General features: G+C 65.4%; 14 protein-coding genes. 5 read left to right on the forward strand and 9 right to left on the reverse strand.

All coding sequences use genetic code 11. From position 1 onward, the window contains the following. A partial coding sequence (locus DBR22_RS11025) for a DUF4956 domain-containing protein (RefSeq protein ID WP_146187475.1) occupies nucleotides 1–196 on the reverse strand: 196 nt, incomplete at its 3' end. 208 nt (nucleotides 197–404) lie between these two features. Here DBR22_RS11025 and DBR22_RS11030 point away from each other — a divergent pair. Beyond that, complete coding sequence (locus DBR22_RS11030) at nucleotides 405–1,157, forward strand: lytic transglycosylase domain-containing protein (protein WP_258229150.1); 753 nt, start codon at nucleotides 405–407, stop codon at nucleotides 1,155–1,157. 11 nt (nucleotides 1,158–1,168) lie between these two features. On the opposite strand, the gene DBR22_RS11035 is transcribed toward DBR22_RS11030, so the two are convergent. The 6 genes from DBR22_RS11035 to DBR22_RS11060 form a co-directional block, all read right to left on the reverse strand. Next, nucleotides 1,169–2,269, reverse strand: a complete 1,101-nt coding sequence (locus tag DBR22_RS11035; RefSeq protein WP_108599050.1) for a bifunctional glycosyltransferase family 2/GtrA family protein — start codon at nucleotides 2,267–2,269, stop codon at nucleotides 1,169–1,171. Nucleotides 2,270–2,273: 4 nt separating this feature from the next. Beyond that, a complete protein-coding gene (locus DBR22_RS11040; protein ID WP_108599051.1) occupies nucleotides 2,274–3,257 on the reverse strand; it encodes a phosphodiester glycosidase family protein in 984 nt (327 codons plus the stop codon). A 153-nt stretch (nucleotides 3,258–3,410) separates the two neighbouring features. Next, the gene (locus tag DBR22_RS11045) at nucleotides 3,411–4,049 is read right to left on the reverse strand and encodes a methyltransferase (protein ID WP_375134951.1); all 639 of its coding nucleotides are present in this window, start codon (nucleotides 4,047–4,049) and stop codon (nucleotides 3,411–3,413) included. 2 nt (nucleotides 4,050–4,051) lie between these two features. Continuing rightward, nucleotides 4,052–5,062 carry a Bug family tripartite tricarboxylate transporter substrate binding protein gene (locus DBR22_RS11050; protein ID WP_108599052.1) on the reverse strand — a complete coding sequence of 337 codons (1,011 nt, stop codon included), beginning with the start codon at nucleotides 5,060–5,062 and terminating at the stop codon, nucleotides 4,052–4,054. Next, a complete protein-coding gene (locus DBR22_RS11055) occupies nucleotides 5,059–6,582 on the reverse strand; it encodes a tripartite tricarboxylate transporter permease (RefSeq protein ID WP_258229149.1) in 1,524 nt (507 codons plus the stop codon). Before DBR22_RS11055 ends, DBR22_RS11050 begins: the two co-directional genes overlap by 4 nt. Before the next feature lie 2 nt (nucleotides 6,583–6,584). Next, the gene (locus DBR22_RS11060; protein WP_181365134.1) at nucleotides 6,585–7,181 is read right to left on the reverse strand and encodes a tripartite tricarboxylate transporter TctB family protein; all 597 of its coding nucleotides are present in this window, start codon (nucleotides 7,179–7,181) and stop codon (nucleotides 6,585–6,587) included. 152 nt (nucleotides 7,182–7,333) lie between these two features. Between DBR22_RS11060 and DBR22_RS11065 the strand changes: the two genes are divergently transcribed. Next, on the forward strand, nucleotides 7,334–8,176 hold the full coding sequence (locus DBR22_RS11065) for a MurR/RpiR family transcriptional regulator (RefSeq protein WP_181365135.1): 843 nt from the start codon (nucleotides 7,334–7,336) through the stop codon (nucleotides 8,174–8,176). Further along, nucleotides 8,173–9,369 (forward strand): MFS transporter, encoded by a 1,197-nt coding sequence (locus DBR22_RS11070; RefSeq protein WP_108599055.1) that lies wholly within the window; start codon nucleotides 8,173–8,175, stop codon nucleotides 9,367–9,369. Before DBR22_RS11065 ends, DBR22_RS11070 begins: the two co-directional genes overlap by 4 nt. Nucleotides 9,370–9,374: 5 nt before the next feature. Here the strand turns inward: DBR22_RS11070 and DBR22_RS11075 are convergent, their stop codons facing one another. Then, entirely contained in the window at nucleotides 9,375–9,794 is a 420-nt protein-coding gene (locus DBR22_RS11075) for a response regulator transcription factor (protein ID WP_108599056.1), read from the reverse strand. Between the two features lie 59 nt (nucleotides 9,795–9,853). Further along, nucleotides 9,854–10,597, reverse strand: a complete 744-nt coding sequence (locus tag DBR22_RS11080) for a GAF and ANTAR domain-containing protein (RefSeq protein ID WP_108599057.1) — start codon at nucleotides 10,595–10,597, stop codon at nucleotides 9,854–9,856. 296 nt (nucleotides 10,598–10,893) lie between these two features. Between DBR22_RS11080 and DBR22_RS11085 the strand changes: the two genes are divergently transcribed. Further along, complete coding sequence (locus tag DBR22_RS11085) at nucleotides 10,894–11,481, forward strand: adenylate kinase (RefSeq protein WP_108599061.1); 588 nt, start codon at nucleotides 10,894–10,896, stop codon at nucleotides 11,479–11,481. Beyond that, a partial coding sequence (locus DBR22_RS11090) for an NAD-dependent epimerase/dehydratase family protein (protein WP_108599058.1) occupies nucleotides 11,481–12,073 on the forward strand: 593 nt, incomplete at its 3' end. The genes DBR22_RS11085 and DBR22_RS11090, both read left to right, overlap by 1 nt.

The raw sequence follows: 12,073 nt of genomic DNA on the forward strand, positions 1-12,073 counted from the left end.
GGACACCGAAGAGGCCGAGTCCCAGGCCGAGTCCGGCTGAGGAGCCGGACAGGGCGGTGGCGACTGCGAGGACGCCCACGTTCATGCCCAGATAGGACACCACCAGGTCGCGGCGCCGGTGGCGGCGGAGGTAGAGGACGAACGTGAGGACGCTGATGGCCGCGAGGTCTGCGGCGATGAAAATGAGGGAAGTCATCGGATTCTCCGGAATCTGTTGGTGGGCTGTTCTTTACGATCCACGGCCAAGCTGTGCTGGTGCTGTGACGGAACCTAGGCCCGAATATGAGTGTTCGCCGGGAGTTCATCTCCTGTTTTCCACGGGGGGATCATCGCATCAGGCCGTCGGCATTCCTGGGCCGGCTGCGATCGATAGGATCAAACATGTGACTGACTCCCGTGACGCCGTGCTCCGTCTCAGGCGCCTCATCGTTTTCTGTGTGGTCACGGTTTGCGTCATCACCGGGGCGTCATTCTGGGCGCTGCAGCAGTCCGGCGCGGACGCCAGTGTTGTGCTCGATCGGCCGCCGCGGTCTGAGGCGAAACTCGAAACGCTTTCCGGTGGCATCACGTCGGCCGTTAACATCACCCGGAACGCGGACGCCGGGTGGCTCGCACAGGCTGCCGCGCAGACCGGTATTCCGGCGAGGGCGCTCCGGGCCTACGTGGCTGCGGCCGGCGCGACCAACCTCGCCTCTCCGGGCTGTGGGATCGGTTGGAATACGGTGGCGGCGGTCGGCTTCGTTGAATCCCGCCACGGGGCTTACGGCGGCGGAAGCCTGGACTCCGCAGGACAGGCCAGCGGACCCGTCGTTGGCCCCAGCCTGGACGGAAACGGGTTCGCCGCCATCGCTGATACTGATGCCGGGGCCTTGGATGGCGACTCCCGCTGGGACCGTGCCGTGGGGCCGATGCAGTTCATTCCCTCCACGTGGGAGCTGGCGGGACGGGACGGGAACGGTGACGGGACAGCGGATCCCTTTAACATCGACGACGCCGCGCTCAGCGCGGCGGGCTACCTGTGCGCCCACGGCCGCAACCTCACCACCAACAACGGCTGGACCCAGGCCGTCTACTCCTACAACCAGTCCGATACGTACCTGGTCCAGGTCCGTGACCAGGCCACCGCCTACGCCAAGTTGACGGGCGCCATCGGATAAGGCCGAGGGGGCTACCCCTTTCGTGCGGTCGGAGGAGCCGGGCTGGTCTGACGCGGATGGGTCGGAAGACCTCGCCGCGCAGCGCCGCTGCCCGCGCTCCCCGCAAAGAGATACCGCTGCTGCACCGCATAGCTGATGGCGAGGAGGGCGATTTCGGCGAGGACCTTCGCCGGCAGGGCCGCCACGGAGAGCGCATCAAGGGCGTAGATGAACCCGTAGTTGGCGGCGAGCAGGACAATGACCAGGCTGAAGTAGCGCATCCCGGCTGCCGCTGCCGGCCGGTCCCGGCCATGTTCGAACACCACGCGCCGGTTCACCAGGAAATTCACCGCTGAGCTCACGGCCCTGGCTCCCACCACCGCCAGCAGCAGTGAGTCGGTGACCAGGGTCAGGAGCAGGAACACCACGGTGTCCACCAGGAACGCCGCGAAGGACGAGGCAAGGAATTTGAGCAGGGGCGCATAGATGCGGACCGAGTCCGCCACGGGCCGGAAATGGGAGCCCGAATTGTGGTCAAGGTAGACGGTGGCAATGTCCACGGTGTGGATCGCGTATCCGTTTTGCCTGGCTTCCAGCAGCAGGTTCAGCTCGTACTCGTAGCGCTCGCCGCGGACTGAACGAAGCCACGGGAGCATGGCCGCCGGGTACCCGCGCAGGCCCGTCTGGGTATCGGATATGCGCTCGCCGGTGGCCAGGGTGAACAGCAGGCGGGTGGCGTTGTTGCCGAATTTGCTGCGTGCCGGGACGCTGCCGGTGAAGTTCCGGGTCCCCAGCACCATGGCTCCTGAGCCGGGCTTCACCGCGGCCCCCACGCGGAGAATGTCCACGATGGTGTGCTGGCCGTCGCTGTCCGCGCAGACCACATTCTGTCCGGGGATGTGGTCCGCGATGAACCCGAAGCCGGTCTTGAGGGCGAAGCCCTTTCCCCGGTTGCGGGCGTACCCGATCACGTGGCACCCAAGGGCCTTGACGCCGTCGAACATGTCCTTGAACTCCGGGCCGCTGCCGTCATCCACCACCACCACGGTGGCCCACGGTACGGCGTCGCGGATGGAGCGGATCAGGGCGGGCAGTTGCTGGTCCGGCTCATAGGCCGGGATCAGGATGATCACGGCCCTACCCTGCGATGTAGAGGATGTCGGAGGTGCCGCGTTCCTTGTTCTCGCCCAGCGGGTTGTTGACCAGTTCGCCGTTGAAGTACATGGTGGATGATCCGCCGCCGTCGACGTTGTACGCCGTGGTGGCACCGAGGCCCTGCATGATCTCGGCCAGACCGGTCATGGTGACGCCGGCGCTGTAGCCGGGGCTGCGCCCGTCCACCACCACAAACACGAGGTGGTTCTCGTCGATGATGCCGACGGCGGTGCGCGGCTGCTCGCCCTGGATCGAGTGGTTGCCGAAGTTGGTGTCCACCTCCACGTCCTCGATGCCCTCGGCCACCTCGCCGTTGTCCAGCAGGGACGGGCCGAAGGAGAGGGTGTTCCAGACGCCGTCGGCGAGGAGCTGTTCAGCGGTGGTTGCTGTTTCGTCGTACACCTTCACGGTGCCGTCGGCGTAGAAGGCCAGGCCCTGGCGGGCGCCTTCATCGCGGAAGATCACGCCGTTGCGGATCACAATGCCGGTGTCCCGGAAGCCGTAGTAATCGCCGTTGATGGCGAAAATCGCGTTGTTGGCCTCGGCAATGGCCGAGGTGGTTTCGGTGATGTTCTCGCCGAAGCTGTCCTCGGCGAACGCTGACTGGAGGGTGGTGGCATCACTGAGCACGACGTCGGCGACGTAGTAGGTGATGGTGCTGTCGCCGCTGCCTGTGGTCACCGTGGAGATGTTGATGTTTGAGCTGTCGGAGACGTAAGAGGTATCGGTTGTGACGGCGGTGGTGGTGGATTCTGTGGTGGTTTTTGCTGTGGTCGCGGACCCGCCCGTACCTGCCTGGCTGGCCTCGTAGGCGGAAACGTCCGAGATTTCGACGTGTTGGACCACAAAGCGGTCCAGCGCCCAGGCGGTGGCTCCTCCCGCTGAAAGCGTGAGGGCAACGGCCCCTGCGACGACGGCGCGCCGTACCCGGCCGCCATGACGTTCTTTGTTCTTGAGAGGAGTCATGCATCATTTCTAGGCAGCCAAGCTATCGCTCCGGTTTGCCGAGTATGTGCTGAGCCTGTGAAAGGGTGGAAGCGGGCAACGCAATGGCCGGCCCCAACCGTGGTTGGAGCCGGCCAGCGTTTGCCGGGAGCAGCGTCTGCTGGTGTCAGCGGGTCAGACGGCGGCGCCCTCGAAAGCGATGCGCTTGGCTGCTTCCTTGGCCTCGATCTTTTCCGCCTCGGCCAGGACCTGTTCCGCTTCCTCGCGGCGGACCACCACAACACCGTCGGCGTCCGCCACCACGATGTCGCCCGGGGAAACCACGACGCCGTCAATCGCCACCGGGAGCTGCAGGCGGCCGGGGCCGAACTTGTAGGGTCCGGCGGGGGTGACGGAGCGGGCGAAGACCGGCAGCCCGCACTCCGCCAGGGCGTCGGCGTCGCGGACTGCGCCGTCGATCACAAAGCCGGCAATCCCCAGGTTCCTGGCCCGGATGCCGATCATGTCGCCGATCAGGGCACGGGACTGGTCCCCGCCGCCGTTGACCACGATCACGTCACCGGGCCGGGCATCGTCCAGGGCCTTGTGGATGTAGAGGTTGTCGCCCGGGCGGGTCCACACGGTGTAGGCGGGACCGGCCAGCTTGGCACCGGGCCAGGAGGGGGAGAGTGCCGAGGCAACACCGATCCGCTCCTGGGCGTCGCCGATGTTGGCTGCCGGGATGGCTGCCAGGCGGCGCACGAGCTCAGCCGTGGAGGGCGGGGACTTTTGTTCTGCCTGCATGGTGTCGCCGGCCTTTCTGGTGGTGTCCATGGTTACTGCTGCTTGAGGAGTTCGTCGATGACCGGCTTGATGAGGGTTTCGCGCTCTTCCCACATCTTGCTGACATCCGCGGCGGGGACCCAGGTGGGCTGGGTGGCTGCGCCCTTGAGCTTTTCCTGCACGGCAGGGGTCTCGGCGGCCTTCTTCAGCGCGGACTCGAGCTTCGCCACAACGTCCTTGGGCGTCTTGGACGGGACGGAGAGGGCGAAGTTGCTGGCCATGGGATCGACGTCGTAGCCGGAGCTCTTCATGGTGGGGACGTCCGGGACGAAGGAGCTGGGGCTGTCCTCAATGACTGTCAGCAGCTTGATGTCGCCGGACTTGTACTGGCCGAAGAAGCTGGACACACCACCGAGGGCAAAGTCGGTTTCGCCGGAGACGATCGCGGCCACTTTGTCGGCTCCGCTGTTGTAGTGGACGATGTTGAAGTCCAGGCCGAGCGCGTTTTCCAGGAGGCGCAGGTTGATGTGGTCATCGCCGGCCCGGGAGTCGGTTCCCACGGTGATTTTTCCGGGTTCGGCCTTGACGGCGTCGAACAGTTCCTTGATGGTCTTGTACTTGCTGTCCTTGTTGACGCCGATCACCACGGAGTTGGTGGCGAAGGAACCGATGGGCGTGAAGCTGCTGCGGTCGAAGGCCGCTTTCTTGGACGGGTCCAGGTAGCGGCCCAGGATGGAGGGGATGTTGGTGTTGCCGAAGGTGAGGCCGTCGGGCTTGGCCTGGGCAACGTAGTTCAGGCCCACCACCTGGCTGCCACCTTCCTTGTTGACCACCTTGACGTTGGCACCCAGGTCCTCCTGCATGGCCGGCGCCACGATGCGGGCCAGGATGTCGTTGCCAGCGCCGGCCGCGGAGGGGACAATCCATTCGATGGTTGAGCCGGCCTTCGGGAAGTCGGCGGCGGCGGAGGTGGTGGTGCTGCCGGCCGTGCCGCCGCAGCCCGTGAGGGCCAGGGCAACGGATGCGGCGAGGGCGGTGGTGGTCAGTGCAGTGAGTTTCTTCATTTCGCAAGCTCCTTTGGTGCGATGGGGGTGGTGGTCTTTTTCTTCAGCATGGAAGCAATGAGGGGGCGGACGGCGCCGAACAGGATGGCCAGGACAATGACACCGATCAGCGTGAGGCTGATGGGTCCTTCCAGGAACACGCCGTAATCGCCGCGGGAGAGCGCCAGGGACCGCTGGAAGTTTTCTTCGAGCAGCGGGCCGAGGATCAGTCCCAGGACCAGCGGGGTCAGGGGCACTTTGACGAGCTGGAAGATGTAGCCCAGGATTCCTGCGCCCAGCATGATCAGGATGTCGAACGGGCTGCCGTTGATGGAGTAGGTGCCCAGGAACATAAACGCCAGGATGGCGGCCATGAGGTAGTGGAACGGGACCTTCAGAACGGCGATCCAGACGCGGGCCAGCGGGACGTTGAGCACCAGCAGGATCAGGTTGCCCACGATCAGGCTGGCAATGATGGCCCAGGCCACGTCAGGGTTGTCACGGAACAGCAGCGGCCCGGGGATGAGCCCGTTCATGGTGAACGCGCCGGCCATGATGGCCACTGTTGCCGAGGTGGGGATGCCCAGGGTGAACAGCGGGATCATGGACGAGACGGCCAGGGCATTGTTGGCCGCTTCCGGCCCGGCGATGCCTTCCACCGCGCCCTTGCCGAATTCCTTGCTGCGCTTGGAGATCCGCTTCTCCGCCGCGTAGGAGGCCAGGGAGGTGGCGGCACCGGGGGAGCCCGGCAGCAGGCCCATGAAGAAGCCGATCAGTGATCCGCGCAGTGACGGGAACGCTGAACGCTGCAGGTCGGTGCGGGTGGGCAGGAGCCTGGCCACCTTGAGCGGGCTGGGGACGCCCAGCGGGCCTTTCTGCGCCTGGCCGAGGACTTCGCTGAGGCCGAAGACGCCCATGACCACTGCCACCAGGCCCAGGCCGTCGAAGAGTTCGGGCATGTCGAAGGTGAAGCGGGCTATGCCGACGCCGGAATCCACGCCCACCGTGGCGATCGCGAGTCCGGCCGCCGCGCTGAGCAGTGCCTTTGCCGGGTTGGACCCGGCGAAGCTGGTGATCAGCGCGAAGCCCAGGAGGGACACGAGGAACAGTTCAGGGGCGCCGAATTCCAGTGCCAGCCTGCTGAAAGGTGCCACCACCACGAAGCCGATGACGCCGATCAGCCCGCCGACGAATGACGCCAGTGCGGCGATGACCAGGGCCGGTCCGCCGCGTCCCTTCTTCGCCATCTGGTAGCCGTCAAGGGTGGTGGCGATCGAGGAGGCCTCGCCGGGAATCCGGAGCAGGACCGCCGTCGTGGTTCCGCCGTAGGCCGCACCGTAGAGGATGGCGGCCAGCATGATGATGGCCGAGGTGGCATCGAGTCCGAACGTGACCGGGATAAGCAATGACACAGCGGCTGCCGGCCCGAAGCCCGGGAGGACGCCCACCAGCATGCCAAGGACACAGCCAAGGAGGGCGAACAGGAGGTGTTCAGGGGTAAATACGGTGGCAAGGCCACCCAGGAGCTGATCGAATCCCACGGCTACAGCCCCAGTCCGGAGAGGAATTCAATGCTGGCCGTCGGAAGGGCTGTTCCCAGCCAGACCTCGAAGACCAGCCGCGAGGCCAGCGCGGCGCCGACTGCCACCAGGATGGCCATCCAGAGCTTCCGTTTGCTGACGAAAAACAGGATGGTTCCCAGCATGAGGGTCATGACGATCGTGTAGCCCAGGAGGGGGAGGAGCAGGGCGGCAAGGAGGATAGCGCCGGAGATGATCCCCACGCGCGCCCATCCCTGGCGGTCCGGGAAATCTGGAGCATCGGGTTCGTCACTGTTGTCGTCGTCGAGCAGGGAAACGAGTGCCGATTCCGACTCGTGGTGCGGCGGGAGCGATTCAACCGTGTCACCGGTGACATGGGCCGGAACGGCTGTCCGGCGGGCAGCCATCAGTTGAATGGCCCACAGGACACCGGCCAGTGCCATGAGCGTGCCGGCCACCGTGGGAAAGAATCCGGCCCCCACGCCGGAGGTGTTCGTCAGCCCGTAGCCGGCGCCGACCACAGCCATGGCCAGCCCTCCGGCGACGGCCGCTGAGGCCACCGTCCATTCAAGCGCAACAGGTGCGTTGAGGGTTTGCATCTTCGTTGTCCGCCTCTCTGCGGCAAAGTGGTGAGATAAGGGGAGCAGGATTGGCCCTAAACCGATCTTGCAACCTTGCACAGGATTGCATGACCGTGAGAGAGTGTCAAGCATCACAGTTGTGCAAACAGGGACCTCAAAGGAGAGCCAGAGTGGGTTTCAAAGCAGTAGTGGCCAGCAGTACGGTCCAGCTCAGCGCTTCTGAGGAGCGCGTCATGAACGTCCTGATGGGGGACGACATGTCAGGAATTCCCGCCGCAGAGGTAGCGGATCGGGCAAAAACCCATGAATCAACAGTTGTGCGCCTGGCAAAGAAGCTGGGCTACCGCGGCTACCCGGACCTGCGCAATGACCTGCGCAAGGACGAGACCCGGATCCACGAGGAACACGGCGGCATCATGCGCGGCGACACCGGCTACGACCTGTCCGCTTTTGTGGCAGACGAAATCGTTGCATTGAAGCGGCTGCCGCACTTCGTCTCCCAGGAGGACCTCGACGCAGCGGCCAGGACGTTGCACGGGTCCCGGACCATCTACCTGTTTTCGAGGGATGACGAGAAGCCCACCCGTGACCTGATGGCGCGCCGGCTGCGGCGGCTGGGCCTGACAACAGTCACGCTGGGGACGGCACCCAAGGACCTGGCCGAGCGGTTCGTCAGCTTCGACGAAAACAGCACCCTGATTGGTTTCGCGCTCCGCGAAGCACCTGTCCAGCTTGCGGCGCTGGTATCCGAGGCCGCACGGAGGGGCGGCAAGTCCATCCTGATCTCGGACGTGCCGGGCTACCACTTCCGCCCCAGCCCGGACCATCTCATCACCGCCCGGCGGGGGGACGACGGCGAATACCGCACCCAGCTGATTCCTGTTCTCCTGGCCTATGCCCTGCAGCTCGCCGTTTTCCACCTGGACCCCGCCCGCTACAGGGCTGCCAGGGACGGAATCGAGGATCTGACCCGCCTCCTGGGCGGGGCGGACGAAATTCCGCTTCGGGCGTGAGGGGCGGCTGGCGCACAGCCCTCAGCGCCCAGGCGGTCTCGGCGCAGGCCTCGTGGGTGGGCATCCGGCTGATCATCGGCTACCGGGCACTCGCCGAAGGCGCTGACCCCGTCTTCCTGGGCTTCCTCGCATCGAGTTTTGCCCTGCCCGCCCTGCTCACCGCTTTGCCCGCAGGCAGGTTTGCCGACAGGTTCGGTGGCACCGTGATGGCATTTGCGGGGCTCCTGATCGCAGCCGGAGGAACTTTCACCATGCTGGCTTTCAGGGGACTTCCCGTGCTGCTCGCGGCCAGCGTCATTATCGGGCTGGGGCACCTGATGGTGATGGTGGGCCAGCAGGCGTTTGTGGCGCACGTCAGCGCAGATGGGTCCACTGACAGTGCGTTCGGAACCCTGACTGCCGCCGCATCGACCGGCCAGCTCATCGGTCCGCCGGCAGTGACCCTCGTGGCCACGCTGGGTGCACCGGCAGGGGCCCAGCCTGATACCAGCCTGGGCCTGATCGTCTGCCTGGTCTTCACCGCGCTGGCCACGCCGGCGTACTTTTTCCTCCGACGCACGGACGCCGGCCTGCGTAAGGGCAGGCACAGGATCGCGCCGGAGCCCGTCAGTGTGGCCAGTGTCCTGAAGGCGCCGGGATTGTGGCGTTCCCTGGTGGTCAGCGGCGCCGTGCTGGTGACCGTGGACCTGATGTACGCGTTCGTTCCGGTCTGGGCGACGCAACAGAACGTCAGCGCCGCCGTCGTCGGAATGCTCCTTGCCCTCCGCGCTGCAGTCTCCGTGGCGAGCAGGGTTGGCCTGACCCGGCTGATCGGACGCTTTGGCCGGAAGGCGATGCTGCTGGTGTCCATTGGGGCGGCAGTCCTGTCCCTGGCCGCCCTGCCGCTGGTGGGTCCTTACGGAGCTATTGCCGTGATGATCGGCCTGGGCCTGGGGCTGGGCATTCCCCAGCCTCTGACCATGGCCTGGGTGATTGCGCTGACCGCATCATCGAGCCACGGCGCCGTCCTGGGGCTGCGGATAACGGTCAACCGGCTGGCGCAGATCACGCTGCCCATCGCCGTCGGTTCGTTCGCCGCGCCGCTGGGGGTCCTGGGCATCTTCTGGGCCAACGCGGCGCTGCTCCTGGGGGCCATCGCGGTGGTGGCGGGGTCCGACGTCGGTCAGCCGCCTGAGGCTGACCAGGTCACCTGAGCCTCTTACTGAACCTGGCGCGAGGCCGGATCCTTGCGGGCAGGCTCCTGGCGGGCCGGGGCCGGCGGGCACAGCCTGAGCGCGAGTTCCTGCAGTTCCTTGGGATGGAAAGGCTTGGTCAGGTAGGCGGCCGCGCCGGACGCCATCCCGGCGAGGATCTCATCTTCTTCTGACCTGGCGGTGAGGAAAAGCAGGGGAGCCTTGCTGAGGGCGCGGATGGCACGGGCGGCGATATGACCATCCATGTCAGGCAGGCCCAGGTCCAGGGTGATGAGTGAAACTGAGGGATCTGCCGCCGCAACGATGCCCTCGGCGCCGTTTGCCACTGCGCGGACGTCAAACCCGGCACGGGTCAGCACCACTGTGACCAGCATGCGGATGTCGTCGTCGTCCTCAATGACCAGGCAGACAAGTTTTGTTTCCATGTGGGACCCCCGGAGCCGGCTTTGAACCAGTGTACGGGCTGGCAGGGGCCTCCCTGGCCTCACCCGTCGTAATGTGTCCGGACGGGGCCCTGGCCCAGCGCGCTGACCACGGAGGCCGCCACCTTATGCAGCTTTGAATTCCGGGTGCTTGACGCCGCCCTCAGGAGGTCGAAGGCTTCCTGCTGGCTGCACCGGTTCTGCGCCATGATGATGCCCACCGCCATGTCGATCACCGTGCGGGACTCCAGGGTGGCCCGCAGGTTCGCCGCAGTGTCGCTGTAATGGGCGAAGCGGACGGCAAGCCGCAACGCCAGGGACGTCTGGCGCACGAAGTCCTCTGCGGATTCCAGGGTGCGGCCTTCGAAGCGGCGGGGACGCGGCGAATACAGGAGCAGGGCCGCTTTGGTTTCGCCCTGGAGCTGGAAGGGAATGGCCAGGACAGAGCGGATTCCCTGGCTGGTGACCGCTTCAGAGTATTCGGGCCAGCGCGTGTCCTCGACGACGTCGGCGATGAGGACGCTCACCTGGTCCTGTGAGGCAGCCATGCCGGGGCTTTCGCTGGACCGGTATTCGATCCGGCTGAGGGCCAGGGCAGCAGGTCCGCTGCTGGCAACGGTGGCTGCCTTGCGCTCGCGAAGGAGGGCGATGCCACACAGCACTTCGTCAGCGGGAGCCGATAGATTCCGGACGGCAACGCGAGCGAGCTCGTTCAGGAACTCCTCAACATCGGCGCTGTTGAGAAGTTCCTCATGCAGGTGCTCGGTGATTGATGTAGCTGTATTTGCAGTTGACTCGCCGGCCACGGTTCTTGGTGCCATTCGCTCAGGTCAAAACGAGCCCGCAACACCCCGCAACCCACCGCAGAGGCAGGAAAACGCGAAGGTCGCTGGTTCGGACGAACTCTCCAACGGCCTGCTGCTAAACCGATATCCAGAATAATATACAGGCCGGAGGTGCCTGAAATGCAATAAGTCGCCGCGGCCCGGGGCCTCCGGGAGGCTGGTGTTGTGTGAGGCTTATAGGCAGAATGAAGCACACGTTGGCGCTGCCGGCGACGGACCCGAAACCAGCCGGCTATGACGCCGCGGAGGGACAGAACATGACCAGACTGCTCATCATCGGGCCGCCCGGATCGGGAAAAGGCACCCAGGCGGTGCATATCGCGCGGCATTTCAGCATCCCCACAGTGTCCACGGGTGACATCTTCCGGACCAATGTCAGCCAGGAAACACCGTTGGGGGTGGAGGCGGCCAAGTACCTCGACGACGGCGCCTTTGTTCCGGACGAGCTCACCAATGCGCTGGTCAAGGACCGGCTCCAGGAGTCGGATCTTGAGCCCGGGTTCCTGCTTGACGGGTATCCCCGGACTGCCACGCAGGTTACTGAACTGGACAACATGCTTGCCTCCCGGAGCCAGCGCCTCGACGCCGTGGTGGAGCTCCGTGCACAGGATTCAGAACTCGAACAGCGGATGCTGCAGCGGGCCAAGGAGCAGGGGAGGAAGGACGACACCATCGAGGTCTTCCGGCACCGCCTGGACCTCTACCACCGCGAAACGCACGAGGTCGTGGCCGTCTATGCTGGCCGGGGAATGCTGGTCTCGGTTGACGGCAGCGGCGAACCCGGGGCGATCACCGAGCGGGCCATTGCCGCCGTCGAAAAGTTTCTTGCAGAAGGAGTGGCGTGATGAGGATTGCAGTAACAGGCGGAAGCGGAAAACTCGGGCGCCACGTGGTCCGCAGGCTCACGGACGACGGCCACCAGGTCATGAACCTGGACCGCACCGGGGACAGGAACCCGGGCCTGGCAATCGTGGATCTGCGCGATTACGGCCAGGTGCTCGATGTGCTCCTCAGCCTTGACAGCAGGCACACCGGATTCGACGCCGTGGTCCACCTGGGAGCCATCCCCGCACCCGGCATCATTCCGGACGCCGCCACCTTCGAGAACAACATGCTCTCCACCTACCACGTCTTCCAGGCGTGCCGGCGGGCCGGCATCAAGAGGGTGGTCTACGCCTCGAGCGAGACGGTCCTGGGGCTGCCGTTCGACAATGATCCGCCCTACATTCCTGTGGATGAGGAATATCCGGCCCGGCCTGAGAGCACCTACTCGCTGGTGAAGCACCTCGAGGAGCAGATGGCCATCCAGCTGACCCGGTGGGATCCCGAGCTGAGCATCACCGGGCTGAGGTTCTCCAACGTGATGGACGCCGAGGATTACGAACGGTTCCCATCGTTCGATGCCGACGCGCGGGAGCGCAAGTGGAACCTTTGGGG

It is taken from the genome of Arthrobacter sp. HMWF013, from assembly GCF_003061105.1.
Classification (GTDB): Bacteria; Actinomycetota; Actinomycetes; order Actinomycetales; family Micrococcaceae; genus Arthrobacter.

Coding starts and splice junctions, on each gene's coding strand:
- DBR22_RS11060 (WP_181365134.1), bottom strand. CDS start 7,181: ATGCAAACCCTCAACGCACCTGTTGCGCTTGAATGGACGGTGGCCTCA.
- DBR22_RS11085 (WP_108599061.1), top strand. CDS start 10,894: ATGACCAGACTGCTCATCATCGGGCCGCCCGGATCGGGAAAAGGCACC.
- DBR22_RS11040 (WP_108599051.1), bottom strand. CDS start 3,257: ATGACTCCTCTCAAGAACAAAGAACGTCATGGCGGCCGGGTACGGCGC.
- DBR22_RS11075 (WP_108599056.1), bottom strand. CDS start 9,794: ATGGAAACAAAACTTGTCTGCCTGGTCATTGAGGACGACGACGACATC.
- DBR22_RS11050 (WP_108599052.1), bottom strand. CDS start 5,062: ATGAAGAAACTCACTGCACTGACCACCACCGCCCTCGCCGCATCCGTT.
- DBR22_RS11045 (WP_375134951.1), bottom strand. CDS start 4,049: ATGGACACCACCAGAAAGGCCGGCGACACCATGCAGGCAGAACAAAAG.